At 62.8% G+C, this 14875-nt stretch carries 15 protein-coding genes; 14 read left to right on the top strand and 1 reads right to left on the bottom strand.

Going from position 1 to position 14875, the window contains the following annotated elements:
- Window positions 1-205: 205 nt before the first annotated feature.
- The 3 genes from CO731_RS15540 to CO731_RS15530 are packed head-to-tail and all read left to right on the top strand — an operon-like array spanning window position 206 to window position 4395.
- Entirely contained in the window at window positions 206-1966 is a 1761-nt protein-coding gene (locus CO731_RS15540; RefSeq protein ID WP_055970564.1) for a DUF3363 domain-containing protein, read from the top strand.
- Window positions 1967-1988: 22 nt separating this feature from the next.
- A complete protein-coding gene (locus tag CO731_RS15535; RefSeq protein ID WP_055968890.1) occupies window positions 1989-3971 on the top strand; it encodes a conjugal transfer protein TraG in 1983 nt (660 codons plus the stop codon).
- Window positions 3972-3975: 4 nt separating this feature from the next.
- Window positions 3976-4395 carry a ribbon-helix-helix protein, CopG family gene (locus CO731_RS15530; RefSeq protein WP_055968893.1) on the top strand — a complete coding sequence of 140 codons (420 nt, stop codon included), beginning with the start codon at window positions 3976-3978 and terminating at the stop codon, window positions 4393-4395.
- Here the strand turns inward: CO731_RS15530 and CO731_RS15525 are convergent.
- A complete protein-coding gene (locus CO731_RS15525; protein WP_055968895.1) occupies window positions 4380-5189 on the bottom strand; it encodes a hypothetical protein in 810 nt (269 codons plus the stop codon). The genes CO731_RS15530 and CO731_RS15525 overlap by 16 nt on opposite strands.
- 146 nt (window positions 5190-5335) lie before the next feature.
- On the opposite strand from CO731_RS15525, the gene trbB reads away from it, so the two are divergent.
- From trbB to CO731_RS15470, 11 genes are read left to right on the top strand one after another with little or no spacing between them, the layout of a single operon-like run.
- Window positions 5336-6310, top strand: coding sequence for a P-type conjugative transfer ATPase TrbB (gene trbB / locus CO731_RS15520; protein ID WP_055968898.1), 975 nt, complete (start codon window positions 5336-5338; stop codon window positions 6308-6310).
- Complete coding sequence (locus CO731_RS15515; RefSeq protein ID WP_055968900.1) at window positions 6307-6639, top strand: TrbC/VirB2 family protein; 333 nt, start codon at window positions 6307-6309, stop codon at window positions 6637-6639. Before trbB ends, CO731_RS15515 begins: the two co-directional genes overlap by 4 nt.
- Window positions 6639-6902, top strand: coding sequence for a VirB3 family type IV secretion system protein (locus CO731_RS15510; RefSeq protein WP_055968903.1), 264 nt, complete (start codon window positions 6639-6641; stop codon window positions 6900-6902). Before CO731_RS15515 ends, CO731_RS15510 begins: the two co-directional genes overlap by 1 nt.
- 10 nt (window positions 6903-6912) lie before the next feature.
- Window positions 6913-9369, top strand: coding sequence for a conjugal transfer protein TrbE (trbE, locus tag CO731_RS15505; RefSeq protein WP_055968906.1), 2457 nt, complete (start codon window positions 6913-6915; stop codon window positions 9367-9369).
- A complete protein-coding gene (trbJ, locus tag CO731_RS15500) occupies window positions 9366-10139 on the top strand; it encodes a P-type conjugative transfer protein TrbJ (protein ID WP_055968910.1) in 774 nt (257 codons plus the stop codon). Before trbE ends, trbJ begins: the two co-directional genes overlap by 4 nt.
- A gap of 18 nt (window positions 10140-10157) precedes the next feature.
- The gene (trbK-alt, locus tag CO731_RS15495; protein WP_055968913.1) at window positions 10158-10445 is read left to right on the top strand and encodes a putative entry exclusion protein TrbK-alt; all 288 of its coding nucleotides are present in this window, start codon (window positions 10158-10160) and stop codon (window positions 10443-10445) included.
- Window positions 10446-10448: 3 nt separating this feature from the next.
- Window positions 10449-11792 carry a P-type conjugative transfer protein TrbL gene (gene trbL, locus CO731_RS15490; protein ID WP_055968915.1) on the top strand — a complete coding sequence of 448 codons (1344 nt, stop codon included), beginning with the start codon at window positions 10449-10451 and terminating at the stop codon, window positions 11790-11792.
- Window positions 11789-12478 carry a conjugal transfer protein TrbF gene (trbF, locus tag CO731_RS15485; RefSeq protein ID WP_055968918.1) on the top strand — a complete coding sequence of 230 codons (690 nt, stop codon included), beginning with the start codon at window positions 11789-11791 and terminating at the stop codon, window positions 12476-12478. Before trbL ends, trbF begins: the two co-directional genes overlap by 4 nt.
- The gene (gene trbG / locus CO731_RS15480; RefSeq protein ID WP_055968921.1) at window positions 12475-13455 is read left to right on the top strand and encodes a P-type conjugative transfer protein TrbG; all 981 of its coding nucleotides are present in this window, start codon (window positions 12475-12477) and stop codon (window positions 13453-13455) included. The genes trbF and trbG overlap by 4 nt, the downstream gene beginning before the upstream one ends.
- Window positions 13452-14603: a TrbI/VirB10 family protein gene (locus CO731_RS15475; protein WP_055968924.1), complete on the top strand. Its 1152-nt coding sequence runs from the start codon at window positions 13452-13454 to the stop codon at window positions 14601-14603. The genes trbG and CO731_RS15475 overlap by 4 nt, the downstream gene beginning before the upstream one ends.
- Window positions 14600-14830, top strand: coding sequence for a DUF2274 domain-containing protein (locus CO731_RS15470; protein WP_055968928.1), 231 nt, complete (start codon window positions 14600-14602; stop codon window positions 14828-14830). The genes CO731_RS15475 and CO731_RS15470 overlap by 4 nt, the downstream gene beginning before the upstream one ends.
- Window positions 14831-14875: the final 45 nt, after the last annotated feature.

The raw sequence follows: 14875 nt of genomic DNA, 5'->3' as shown, positions 1-14875 counted from the left end.
TCAGGACCGGACGCTTACCAAGGTACGGCGTTAGTGCTGGAGAAACGACAGAGGACGGCGAGATAAAAGCGCCTGCCCGAAACGCGTTAAGCCATTGGCATGGCTTGCGTTTTCCCGGGCATGCGGGTCGGTCGCGGGCATACTGCCCGAATTTTTCCAATGTTTTCAATGCTTCGACATGCACGACCAGCCTCCGGTCACAGTCATGAGCGAGGTTGACCGCGACCTACTCATCAAGCCAGGCCGCATCCGTTCGACGAAGACGCCGAAGGCCAAGAGCTTCGTAAATCAGGTCCTCGCCGCGGCCAAGCGCGCCGGCCACATCTCTGGCAGCGCTCCATCGGGCAAGCCGGGCCGCCGGCCCGGCCACTCCACCTTCGGACGCGGGCGCAATGTCTTCGGACGATCCCGCATCTTCTCCTCGCACCGCCGCGTCGTCATCAAGGCGCGTGTCGCTCGCCATCAGGGGCGGGCATTTCGTTCAGCACCGCTCACCGCCCACGTCTCCTATCTCAAGCGCGAAGGCGTCAGCCGAGATGGCGAGAAGGGCGTGATGTTCGACGCCAACACCGACCGCGCCGACGATCTCGCCTTCGCCGATCGCTGCAAGGACGACCGGCATCATTTCCGCTTCATCATCTCACCGGAGGACGCAGCACAGATGACCGACCTTAAAGGCTTTACCCGAGATCTTGCGCGCCAGATGGAAGCCGATCTTAATACCCGCCTCGACTGGATCGCTGTCGACCACTGGAACACAGACAATCCGCATGTGCATCTGCTCGTGCGCGGCGTCGACGACGTCGGCGCCGACCTCGTCGTCTCTCGCGACTATATCAGCCGCGGTCTACGCTCCCGCGCCGACGATCTCGTTGGCATCGAACTCGGCCCGAAGCCCGAGCACGAAATCCGAAGCGCACTTGAAAAGGAAATCACTGCCGAACGTTGGACGCGGATCGACCAAGAGATCCAGCGCGCCGCCGATGAGACCGGCTATATCGATCTCAGGCCAGACCGATCCGCCCCTGATCCGGCACTTCGCCGCCTCATGGTCGGCCGGCTCCAGCATGTCGAAAAATTGGGGCTCGCCATCCAGGGTAAATCAGGACAATGGGTCGTTGGTCTCGAAGCCGAACCCGCATTGCGCGATCTCGGCATGCGCGGCGATATCATCAAGACAATGCACCGCGCCTTCACGGAGCGCGGCCACGATCGCGGCGTTGGCGATTATGTGGTCGACGGCGGAACCTGTGGCTCGCCGATCATTGGGCGCCTTGTCGATCGCGGCCTTCACAACGAGCTGACCGGCGAGGCCTACGCCGTCATCGACGGGGTCGACGGTCGCGCCCACCATGTCCGCCTCCGGGGCGTCGAAGCCTTCGACCAGGCGCCTGCAAATGGCGGTATCGTCGAAGTCCGTCGCTTTGGAGGTACGGACGACCGCCGCCCGACATTGGTGCTTGCGATGCGATCTGATCACGATCTTCAAGCGCAGGTCACAGCACCTGGTGCTACCTGGATCGATCATCGCCTTGTTGAGCGCGACGCCATGCCGCTGTCGCAGGCCGGGTTTGGTCGAGAGGTGCGCGACGCCATGCAGGCGCGTGGCGAACATCTCGCCGATCAGGGCCTCGCCCGGCGCGACGGCCAGCGCATCATCATGCAACGCGATCTGCTCGCCACCCTTCGACGCCGCGAGCTCGAGGCGGTGGGCGAGAAGCTCTCGGCCGAGACCGGCTTGTCGCATGTGAAGACGCAAGCCGGGCAGCGCGTCGCGGGCGTCGTGCGCCAGCGCCTCGCCCTCTCCTCCGGCCGCTTCGCCATGATTGAAGACGGTCTCGGCTTCCAGCTCGTGCCCTGGTCGCGCGATCTCGACCGCAAGCTCGGCCAGCATGTCGCCGGCGTCGCGAATGTGGCCGGCGGCATCGAACTGTCGGTCGGACGCAAGCGCGACCTCGGCCTCTGACAACGACGGAAAAGGATCACGCATGTCTGCGACCAAAATCCTCTGGGGCCAAATCACGGTGGTCTTCCTGATCGTGATCGTCACCACCTGGGCCGCGACCCAATATGTTGCCTGGCAGCTTGGGTATCAGGCGCAACTCGGCACGCCCTGGTTCAGTCTCGGTGGTGTACCGATCTACTATCCGCCCGCCTTTTTCTGGTGGTGGTACTTCTTCGACGCCTACGCACCCGAGATATTCAACAAGGCCGCTTTCATTGCGGCCTCGGGCGGCTTCATTGCGATCGCTGTTGCCATCGGCATGTCGGTCTGGCGCGCTCGCGAGGCCAAGAACGTCCAGACCTACGGCTCCGCACGATGGGCCGAAAAGAAGGAGGTGGAGGCCGCCGGGCTTCTCGGCTCAGACGGGGTCGTGCTTGGGCGCCTCGATCACGACTATCTGCGCCATGACGGGCCCGAGCATGTACTGTGCTTTGCGCCGACACGTTCGGGCAAAGGCGTCGGCCTTGTGGTGCCTACGCTGCTGACCTGGCCGGGTTCGGCAATCGTTCACGACATCAAGGGCGAAAACTGGCAACTTACGGCCGGCTTCCGCGACAAGCATGGTCGCGTGTTGCTCTTCGATCCGACCAATCCGAAATCAGCCGCCTATAATCCCCTGCTCGAGGTTCGTCGCGGTGATTGGGAGGTGCGCGACGTGCAGAACGTTGCCGATATCCTCGTCGACCCGGAAGGTTCGCTGGACAAGCGCAACCACTGGGAAAAGACCAGCCACTCCCTTCTCGTCGGCGCGATCTTGCATGTCCTCTATGCCGAGGAGGAAAAAACGCTCGCCGGCGTCGCAGCCTTTCTCTCCGATCCGCGCCGGCCGATCGAGGCGACACTCGCCGCGATGATGACGACGAGGCATCTCGGAGACGCCGGCCCGCATCCGGTTGTCGCATCGACGGCACGCGAGCTCCTCAATAAATCCGACAACGAACGATCCGGCGTGCTGTCGACCGCCATGTCGTTCCTCGGCCTTTATCGCGATCCGGTCATCGCGGAAGTGACTGGGCGTTGCGACTGGCGCATCGCCGATCTCACCTCGGACGCAAGGCCGACCACGCTCTATCTGGTCGTACCACCCTCGGACATCTCCCGAACCAAGCCGCTGATCCGTCTCGTCCTCAACCAGATAGGCCGACGGCTCACCGAGGACCTGCACGCAATGGAACTCCGGCACCGCGTCCTCATGATGCTCGACGAGTTCCCGGCTCTCGGCCGCCTCGATTTCTTCGAGTCCGCGCTTGCCTTCATGGCCGGTTACGGCATTAAGAGCTTTCTCATCGCTCAGTCGCTCAACCAGATCGAAAAGGCCTACGGCGCCAACAACTCGATCCTCGACAATTGCCATGTGCGCGTGAGTTTCGCGACCAATGACGAGCGCACCGCCAAACGCGTGTCCGATGCGCTCGGAACGGCCACCGAAATGAAGGCGATGAAGAACTATGCCGGCCACCGGCTCTCGCCATGGCTTGGGCACCTGATGGTCTCGCGTTCAGAAACGGCGCGCGCCCTCCTCACCCCCGGCGAGATCATGCAACTTCCACCGACCGACGAAATCGTGATGATCGCAGGCACTCCGCCGATCCGGGCAAAAAAGGCTCGCTACTACGAGGATGCGCGCTTCCGCGAGCGTGTCATGCAACCGCCGGATCCGGCCAGATTGGGCAGGACCCGTCGCAGCGACAGCTGGTCGACAGTCCTGCCGCGGAAGGCCGATCCAGTACTTTCAGCCGCTGAAGTGCCTGACAGCGCCAATGCCGGCCTGCGTCGCGAACCGGAGCTTCCCGAACATATCGCTATCGCAAAGGAAACCGCTGACCAGAAGCCGGCCGAGGAGTTCGCGCATATCCTCGACGATGAGCCGGAGGACACCGCTCGACAGCGCCAGTCGCTACGCCGCCAGATGAGCGGCATCGCTCGCCAGGTCGCACTCGACCCGAGCGACGGAATGGAGCTCTAAGGCCATGCGCGACCGCCTCAATCTAACCCTGCCGGTGGAACTTATCGGGCGCATCAATGAGCTTGCCGACCGCAAGAAGTTACCCAGGTCGGCCATCGTGGAGGCGGCCGTCAGTTCGTTCCTGTCGCCCGATCACGCCGATGCGCGCGAAGCAGCCTTTGCTCGCCGGCTCGACCGACTGTCCAGGCAAATCCAGCGGATGGAGCGCGATCTTGGCGTCACCGCGGAAACACTCGCCCTTTTTGTGCGCTTCTGGTTGTCGATCACCCCGCCTCTGCCGCCCGAGGCGCAAGCTTCAGCTCAGGCCAAGGGGCGGGAACGTTTCGACGGCTTCGTTGAAACGCTCGGCAAGCGGCTTCAGAAAGGCCAGAGTTTTCTGCGAGAGATCCCCGATGATGTTGAACAGCGTCACACGACGGAATGAATGGCGCGAAGCGCCCCTGAAAGCTGCGTGTACATCCAGACTGCCTTCTTATCCTGTGTCATGAGATCGTCGAAATATGTCGCGTGCACGGCAAAGCTCAGATCGACGATATCGTTCCGTGCACGATCATGTCGTGTCGGCAGTTGGCTTCCCGCGCGTATCCACCAGACCATGTACATCATGATCGCGAGGGAAAACCTGTACAGATAGGTGTCCGACCGCTGCCGAATATCAACGGGAGGTTCGCGTCCATGTAATGCAAACAGCGTCTCGCAAACCTGGTCAGCTGAGCCAAAGATTTTCGCGATCATTTCCTGACTGAATCTGTTTGTAGTCCGAAAGCGGCGCAACTCTTCCGCCGTGTAGGTCTCCTCCATCTCCGGGAGGGATTGAAGAATGTCTACCGCGCCTTCCAGCATTCCCCCCATAAGATCGGCGGCCCTTGACCACTGCATCGTGAATTGTTCGAGGACAGTTGCCTCGCCCCTTCGGGCAAGGTCCAGTGCTTTCATCATCTCACGCAGATCGTTCCCTGTGCCCATCGTAGCAGCCGTCATGCCGAATGCTGGATCAAGCACAGCGATCTCGCCAGATGACTTCAGGACGATGACTTGATCAGGAAAATCGCCAACGACAGAAAGCGTTTCGGCAATCGCCCGGAGCGTTCCAGATTTGTATGTCTCGACCCAGATGACATCCGGCAACACGGCAATGTTCGCGCCTGTTTCCGACAGAAAATCCCGCAAGACTTGAGATCGCATCATGTTGCTGTCGATCACCAAACGCCTGGTCATGGAACATAGCCCTCGCCCTTCTCCTGCAATTGCACGCTACTCTACTACGCCCCCTGAAACCTGTTGAATCTGACTGATTTCTGTCTCTCTTAATCGTCCCCTATCGAGGTCGCGCGGCGCGCCACCCGAACGCGAATGGGGGCGATGTGGCGATTTCTCAACGACATTCCGAAGCATCCTTGCGGGGTGTGCGCATGCTGCGCACCGCATTGGGGCCAGCGATCGCGGGGTTCCTGGAAGATCCGTCCATCGTCGAGGTGATGCTCAATCCCGACGGGCGTCTGTGGATCGACCGCCTCACTGGCGGGCTTGAAGATACCGGTTTCGCAGTCTCTGTCGCCGACGGCGAACGCATCATTCGCCTTGTCGCCCACCATGTCGGCGCCGAAGTACACCCCGGCAATCCACGTGTTTCGGCCGAGCTGCCCGAAACGGGCGAGAGGTTCGAAGGGCTGCTGCCGCCCGTCGTCACAGCACCCGCCTTTGCGATCCGAAAGCCGGCTGTCGCCGTCTTCACTCTCGACGATTACGTCGCTACTGGCGTCATGACGGCGCAGCAGGCAATCACTCTGCGCCAGGCAGTCGCCAAGCGCGCCAACATTCTCGTCGCTGGCGGCACATCGACCGGCAAGACCACGCTCACAAATGCCCTTCTTGCCGAAGTTGCCAAGACTTCGGATCGCGTCGTCCTGATCGAGGACACACGCGAGCTGCAATGCGCCTCGCCCAATCTCGTAGCCCTTCGTACCAAGGAAGGCGTCGTCTCCCTTTCCGATCTCGTTCGCTCGTCGCTTCGCCTGCGCCCCGACCGCATTCCGGTCGGCGAAGTGCGCGGGTCCGAAGCGCTTGACCTCCTCAAAGCCTGGGGCACCGGCCATCCCGGCGGCATCGGCACCATCCATGCCGGCACCGGCATCGGCGCCCTGCGACGCCTCGAACAACTCATCCAGGAAGCCGTCGTCACCGTGCCGCGCGCACTGATCGCAGAGACCATCAATCTCGTCGCCGTGCTTTCGGGACGCGGGTCCGCCCGACGACTGGTTGAACTCGCGCATGTCGAAGGGCTCGGTCCCGGCGGCGACTACCGCATCACACCCAACAACGAAGGGACAACCGCATGACCTCGCCCTTTTTCCGAGCCGGACGCCGCGTCGCGGCATTCTGCCCGGTCACCGTCCTCGCACTGGCGGTAACTCCCGCCGCGCACGCCGCAGGGTCGTCCATGCCGTGGGAACAGCCGCTGCAACAAATCCTGCTGTCGATCGAAGGCCCGGTCGCCAAGATCATCGCCGTGATCATCATCATCGTGACCGGCCTGACGCTTGCTTTCGGCGATACCTCGGGCGGCTTCCGGCGACTGATCCAGATCGTCTTCGGCCTCTCGATCGCCTTCGCCGCATCAAGCTTCTTCCTCAGCTTCTTCAGCTTCGGCGGCGGAGCGCTCATCTGATGGAGGAACCAGTCCCAGGGTTCAGCGCACCTGTTCATCGGGCGCTTACAGAACACATCATGCTCGGCGGCGCCCCCCGCTCGATCGCCATCCTGAACGGCACACTGGCTGCGGCGTTAGGGCTCGGCCTGCGGCTCTGGATCGTCGGCATCGCGCTAGGGCTGATCGGGCACTTGGCCGCCGTCTGGGCGGCCAAGCGCGATCCGATGTTCGCCGACGTTGTGCGCAGGCATCTGCGCATCCCCGGCCATCTCAGAGCGTGAGGCTACCGCCATGATGAACCTTGCCGAATATCGAAACCGAAATGCCCGCCTCTCGGACTTCCTGCCTTGGGCAGCGCTGGTGCGCGAGAGCGTTGTCCTCAACAAGGATGGCAGTCTCCAGCGCAGCGCCCGATTCCGCGGCCCGGATCTCGACAGCTCTGTTGCAGCCGAATTGGTCGCTATCTCCAGCCGTCTCAACAACGCTTTCCGGCGTCTCGGCTCGGGCTGGGCGATCTTCGTCGAAGCCCAGCGTCATGCAGCCGGTGCCTATCCGGAAAGCACATTCGCGGACCCCGCTTCCGCCCTGGTCGATGCCGAACGCAAGGCCGGTTTTGAAGAGACCGGGGCCCACTACGAGTCCAGCTATTTCCTGACCTTCATTTATCTGCCGCCGGCCGAGGACGCCGCCCGGGCGGAAAGCTGGCTCTACGAAGGCAAAGTCGAAAGCGGCGTCGATCCGCACGAGATCGTCACAGGCTTCGTCGACCGGACCGACCGCGTGCTCCAGCTCGTCGAAGGCTTCATGCCCGATTGCGAATGGCTCGACGATGTCGAGACGCTGTCTTACCTCCATGCCTGCGTTTCGACCGAACACCATCGCGTGCGCGTTCCCGAGACGCCGATGTATCTTGATGCGTTGCTCGCGGACCGGCCCCTTGCTGGCGGGCTCGAGCCGCGTCTTGGTGACCAACATCTTCGCGTTCTCACCATTGTCGGCTTTCCGACCGCGACCACGCCTGGAATCCTCGACGAGCTCAATCGCCTCGCATTCCCCTATCGCTGGTCGACCCGCGCCATCCTCCTCGACAAGACTGACGCCACAAGGCTGCTGACCAGGATCAGGCGGCAATGGTTCGCCAAGCGCAAGTCGATCGCTGCGGTCCTGAAGGAGGTGATGACCAACGAGGCAGCCGCTCTTGTCGACACGGATGCAGCCAACAAGGCGGCCGACGCCGATCTCGCGCTTCAGGAACTGGGTGCCGATTATGCCGGACAGGCTTACGTCACCGCGACACTCACCGTCTGGGACGCCGATCCGCGTGTCGCCGACGAGAAGCTGAAGCTAGCCGAAAAGGTCATCCAGGGCCGCGACTTCACATGCATGCCCGAGACCATAAATGCCGTAGACGCCTGGCTCGGTTCTCTACCTGGTCACGTCTACGCCAATGTCCGGCAACCGCCGATCTCCACCGTCAATCTCGCCCACATGATCCCGCTTTCGGCCCTGTGGGCAGGGCCAAAAGAAGATGAGCATTTCGCAGCGCCTCCGCTGCTCTTCGGCAAGACCGAAGGCTCGACCCCGTTCCGCTTTTCGCTTCATGTCGGCGACGTCGGTCACACGCTGATCGTAGGCCCAACAGGTGCGGGCAAATCAGTGCTGCTCGCTCTGATGGCACTGCAGTTCCGCCGCTATCGCCACTCGCAGGTCTTCGCCTTCGATTTCGGCGGCTCGATCCGCGCCGCCACACTCGCCATGGGCGGCGACTGGCATGATCTTGGTGGTGGCCTGAGTGGCGACATTGGCGAGCCGGTCCAGCTCCAGCCACTCGCGCGCATCCATCACGTGCCGGAGCGCGCCTGGGCGGCCGACTGGATCGTCTCGATCCTGGTCCGTGAGAGCGTCCCGATCACTCCGGAGATCAAGGAGCATCTGTGGTCAGCGCTGACCTCTCTCGCCAGTGCTCCGGTCCATGAGCGCACGATCACCGGCCTCAACGTCCTGCTCCAGTCAAATGACCTGAAACAGGCGCTACGCCCCTACTGTGTCGGAGGTCCTTATGGCCGGCTACTCGACGCCGAGTTCGAGCGGATCGGTGAGACATCGGTCCAGGCCTTCGAAACCGAGGGACTGATCGGCACGGCTGCCGCGCCGGCGGTGCTTTCTTATCTCTTTCACCGCATCGAGGACCGGCTGGACGGCTCGCCTACGCTGGTCATCATCGACGAAGGTTGGCTCGCACTCGACGATGACGGCTTCTCCGGCCAGATCCGGGAGTGGCTGAAGACGTTGCGCAAAAAGAACGCCAGCGTCATCTTCGCCACGCAATCGCTGTCGGACATCGACAACTCGACGATCGCGCCCGCCATCATCGAGAGCTGCCAAACCCGGCTCCTGCTGCCGAACGAACGCGCAATCGAGCCACAGATCACCGCAATCTACCGTCGCTTCGGCCTCAACGATCGTCAGATCGAGATTCTAGCGCGCGCTACACCAAAGCGCGACTACTATTGCCAGTCCAGGCGCGGCAACCGGCTCTTTGAACTCGGCCTTTCCGAAGTCGCGCTGGCGCTTTGCGCCGCATCTTCAAAAACCGACCAGACCTTGATCGCGCAGATCCTCAGTGAACATGGCCGCGACGGCTTCCTCGCCGCCTGGCTGCACGCCCGCGGCGTCGATTGGGCGGTCGACCTCATCTCCAATCTCACCAATCTCGTCCCCGAGCCTGAAAAGGAGCCCACGCCATGACCGTCCAACGCTCGCCCCTCCGTGCTGCCTTGATCGCGGCAACGGTTCTTTCCGTGACCGGTGCGGTTTTGCCCGTGCTGACCAGTCAAGCGCATGCCTTCTTCGGCCGCATTGTCTACGATCCGACCAACTACGCGCAAAACGTGCTCACCGCCGCTCGCACACTGGAACAGATCAACAACCAGATCAAAAGCCTCCAGAACGAAGCACAGATGCTCATCAATCAGGCGAGGAACCTGGCGAGCCTGCCATACTCATCGCTCCAGCAGCTTCAGCAGTCGATCCAGAAGACACAGCAGCTTCTCAGGCAGGCGCAAAACATCGCCTTCGACGTGGAGCAGATCGACCAGATGTTCCAGCAGAAATATGGCAGCGCGTCTTTGTCGGCCCCTGATCAGCAACTCATCGCCAACGCGCGCTCACGTTGGCAAAACACAGTAGGCGGCTTGCAAGACGCGATGCGCGTCCAGGCCGGCGTCGTCGAAAACATCGAGACCAATCGTGCCCAGATGTCGGCGCTGATCGGCCAGAGCCAGAATGCTGCCGGCGCTCTTCAGGCAACACAAGCCGGCAACCAGCTACTTGCGCTCCAGGCTCAGCAACTCGCCGACCTCACCGCCGTCATCGCCGCCAATGGCCGGGCGCAGGCGCTGACCGAGGCCGAACGATCCGCCGCTGCCGAACAGGGCCGCGAGCAGCGCCGCCGCTTCCTGATCCCGGGTTCGGGCTATCAGCCCGGCAATGCCCGCATGTTCAACAATGGCAACTGACGGCCACAGGAGAACATCATGGATGGCAAGATGCTGGCGCGCCTCGGCGCAGTCACGTTCGTCGCTGTCGCCATCACGGCGACGGTGATCGAATTGACCCGAAAGGAAGCCGCGCCACCAGCGACGCCGGTGCTGGTTCTGCGTCCCGAGGCCGATCCGTTGCATGAGAGTCAGCGCCGGTGCCAACGGCTTGGGTTGAAGGCGGCTGAAGACGCCGAATGCCTGCGGGTCTGGGCGGAAACCCGCGACCGCTTCCTTGGCCGCACGCCGGCGCCCGCCGCTACACGAATTCAGGAAGGCCGGTGAGCCATGGGCGGTGCCGGCGTAATCGACAACTTCCTCGAAGTCTTCGCCCGTTACATCGACAGCGGATTTGGCCTGCTCGGCGGGGAAGTCGCCTTCATCGCCACAACGCTGATCGTCATTGACGTGACGCTGGCGGCTTTGTTCTGGAGCTGGGGCGCTGACGACGACATCATCGCGCGGCTGGTCAAAAAGACGCTGTTTGTCGGCGTCTTCGCCTATCTCATCTCCAATTGGAACAATCTCGCAAACATCGTCTTCGACAGTTTCGCAGGCCTCGGCCTCAAGGGCTCCGGCACGGGATTTTCGACGGCCGATCTGATGCGCCCCGGCAAGGTGGCACAAACCGGTCTGGATGCCGCCCGGCCGCTGCTCGAGTCCATTTCCGACCTGATGGGATGGGTCGCCTTCTTTGAGAACTTCATCCAGATCGCCTGCCTGCTCTTCGCATGGGCGCTGGTCATCCTTGCCTTCTTCATTCTCGCAATCCAGCTGTTCGTCACGCTGATCGAGTTCAAGCTGACCACACTGGCCGGCTTCGTGCTGATCCCCTTCGGCCTGTTCGGCAAGACCGCCTTCATGGCGGAACGTGTGCTCGGAAACGTTGTCTCCTCCGGCATCAAAGTGCTGGTGCTCGCCGTGATCATCGGCATCGGCTCAACATTGTTCAGCCAGTTCACCCAAGGCTTCGGCGGCCAGACCCCGAGCATCGACGAAGCCATGGCTGTCGTGCTTGCTGCCCTGTCGCTGCTGGGTCTCGGCATCTTCGGTCCCGGCATTGCGTCGGGGCTTGTCAGCGGTGGGCCCCAGCTTGGCGCCGGAGCGGCGGTGGGCACGGGTCTTGCCGCAGGTGGCATGACGCTGGCCGCTGCTGGTGCTGCTGGTCTTGCGGCGAAGGGCGGCGCTGCCGCTTTCTCGACTGGCGCTGCAGCCGTCCGTGGCGGTGCAACCGCTGCCGGAGCGGCGTCTTCTGCCTATTCGCTGGCCTCCCTCGGTCAGTCCGGCGCGGCCGGCAGCGCATCCGGACTCGGGGGCGTCGCACATGCCGCCGGCAGCGCGGTGACATCGCCGCTCCGCATGGCTGCCGCCGGTGTTAAGTCAAGCTTCTCCGACGGCGTCAAGGCTGGCTTCAGCGCGACTGGCGGCTCCTCGACCTCGGTCGGAGGCGCGGCTGAAACTGCGGCCGGTTCCGCCATCCATGCGCCCAGCCCACCGCCCGGCTGGGCGCAGCGTATGAGCCGGTCCGGCCACATGGGCCATGCCGTCCAGACAACCGCGCACGCCGTCCGCTCCGGGGACAGCCATGCATCCGCCTCTTCCGTCAACCTTCAAACAAGTGATCGTTCATGAATCTCTTCTCGCGACCCGCCGCGCATTACGGCAAGACACCTCAACCCGAGACTCCCTATCAAAAGGCCGCGCAGGTCTGGGACGAACGTATCGGCTCAGCCCGCGTCCAGGCCAAGAACTGGCGCTACATGGCATTTGGATCGCTGATCCTTTCAGGCGTGTTCGCTGCAGCACTCGTCTGGCAGTCGGCTCGCGGGACGGTCGTGCCCTGGATCGTGCAAGTCGACAATCTTGGTCAGGCGCAGGCTGTCGTACCAGCAAGCGCCGACTATCGTCCGACCGATCCGCAGATCGCATGGCATCTCGCCCGCTTCATCGAACAGGTCCGCTCGATCCCGGCTGACCCGATCATCGTCCGGCAGAACTGGCTGCGCGCCTATGAATGGACCACGGATCGTGGTGCTGCAGCGCTCAACGACTTCGCTCGCACCAATGACCCATTCACCAAGGTCGGCAAGCAACAGATCGCCGTCGAGGTCTCCTCGGTCATCCGCGCCTCGCCGGACTCGTTCCGCGTCGCCTGGACCGAGCGCCACTACGAGAGCGGGAAGCTCTCCACGACCCAGCGCTGGACTGCGATCCTGACCAATGTAATCCAGCCGCCACGCGATACCGAAAAGCTCCGCGCCAATCCGCTCGGCATCTACGTCAACGCCATCAACTGGTCGCAGGAGATGAGCCAATGAACCGGCCGACGATCCGCAGAGGCGGCAACCTGATCTTCCGGAGATCCGTAGGTCCAGTCCTTTTGCTTTCCGCCACGCTCGCGGGCTGCGCCACCAACAAACCGCCTGTGATCAGCTACGACTCCGACGTGCCACCTCTCCCGGCGATCCCCATGGCTGCGGCAGATAACAGACCGAAGCCTCTCCATGTCCCGCCTGCCTGGCCCCCGGCACGTGGAGGTACCGCCGCGTCGACACCGACGGCGCGTGTCGAGAATGCCAATGCCGCCGCGCGCGTCCAGCCGCGCCGCGAAGGCTATTACAATGCCATCCAGATCTATCCCTGGAGCGAAGGTGCTCTCTATCAGGTCTATGCCGCTCCAGGGCAGATCACCAATATCGCGCTCGAGCTAGGCGAGAACCTGACCGGCGCAGGCCCGATCGCCGCCGGCGACACCGCTCGCTGGATCATCGGAGACACCGAGAGTGGTAGCGGGATCACCCGGCGTATCCATGTGTTAGTAAAACCTACGCGCGCTGACATCTCGACCAACCTCGTCATCACCACCGACCGGCGCACCTACATGATCGAGCTGCGTTCCGGCGAAAAGCCATATATGCCGGCAGTGGCCTGGGCCTATCCAAAGCAGCCAGCCGGACAGCGCCAGGCCATCCCGACAACACCCCTCATTCCGGCTGTCGCGGTGCGTAACTATCGCTACGGTCTCACAGGCGACAGTCCGCCATGGAAGCCGGTCGCTGTCTATGATGACGGCAGGCGCGTCTTTGTCGAGTTTCCACGCGGCATCGTGCAGGGCGAGATGCCGCCACTCCTGGTCATCGGCCCGGACGGCGAAGCCCAGATCGCCAACAGCCGCATTAATCAACACATCCTGATTGTCGATCGCCTGTTCGGCGCAGCCGAGCTGCGTCTTGGCAGCGGCGATCGACAGCAGACCGTCAGGATTGTGCGCACGGATGGAAGGCGATCATCATGAGCGAAAAGGATAGTGCGGCTCCGATGCGCCTTCGCGCCGAACCGCCGCGTATCACCCGTCTGTCGCCCAAGGTCATCGTCGGCGTCGGCATCGTCGCCTCGCTCGGCATCGGCGGGGCACTGATTTATGCGCTTCAGACGCGCGTGCCCGGTGCCAACGACCAAGAGCTTTACTCGATCGCCAATCGGCAACCCGCAGACGGTCTCGCCGGCCTGCCGCGCGACTATACAGGCCCGATCCTCGGGCCGGCGCTGCCCGGCGATCTCGGCCGGCCTATCCTCAATGCACAAAACAGGGTGCAACCGGTCGTGCCGCCCGCGATCACGGCCCCGGCTGTCGACGAGGCGGAACAACGCCGGCGCGCTGAAGAAGATGCCGCACGGACCAGCACCGTCTTTTTCCAGTCACGGGGAGGATCAACCACAACAGTCGGGACGGGAGGAGAACCGGCGTCGGGCTCTGCGGGTCTTGATCTGAGCGGTCACCCTGGCCAGCAAACCGCACAGGATAGGCAACTGTCTTTCCTCAACGCCGCCGCCGACAGGCGCATAGTGGCGCGCGACCGCGTCATGCCGCCGGCATCGCCCTTCGTGCTCCAGGCTGGCGCCGTCATCCCGGCCGCGCTCATCACAGGCATCAGGTCCGATCTGCCCGGACAGATCACCGCGCAGGTAACGGAGAACATTTACGACAGCCCCACCGGACGCGCCCTGCTCGTGCCGCAGGGCACACGGATCATCGGGCAGTACGACAACAACGTCCAATTCGGCCAGCGCCGTCTCCTTCTTGTCTGGAACCGGCTCATTTTTCCGACTGGCCATTCCATAATTCTCGAACGTCAGCCGGGCGCCGATACGCAAGGTTATGCCGGCCTTGAGGATGGGGTCGACTATCACTGGTGGGATCTGGCCAAAGCCGCCGGTCTTTCCACATTGCTTGCGGCCGGTGCGGAGTTGGCGATCGACGACGAGAACCGGCTATTGCGCGCAATCCGCGATGGAGCGCAGGACACGATCAACGATGCCGGCCAGCAGATCATCCGCAGACAGCTTACCGTAGCACCAACGCTGACTATCCGGCCGGGCTTCCCGGTACGGGTCATCGTCACGCGCGACCTCGTGCTCGAGCCTTATGGAGCAATGCAATGACCAAGCTGAAGTTGGGGCCCATCGCCGACGACAAACCCGTCAAGGTGACGGTGGAGCTTCCAGCGTCGCTGCATCGCAATCTCCAAACTTATGCTGACATCCTCAGCCGGGAAAGCGGCCAGCCGGCAACCGATCCAGTCCGGCTGATCGTACCGATGCTCCAGCGCTTTATCGAGACCGATCGAGGATTTGCAAAGGCTCGCCGGAACGCCCATCCAGATCCGTAGGGCGGCGCAGTGCTGACAGCTGTCGAAGAGGGTTCGGGCAATTCG

It is taken from the genome of Aminobacter sp. MSH1, assembly GCF_003071665.1.
Lineage (GTDB): Bacteria > Pseudomonadota > Alphaproteobacteria > Rhizobiales > Rhizobiaceae > Aminobacter > Aminobacter niigataensis.
The sequence above is the reverse complement of the archived record's forward strand: the minus strand, read 5'-3'. Positions and strand labels throughout refer to the sequence as shown.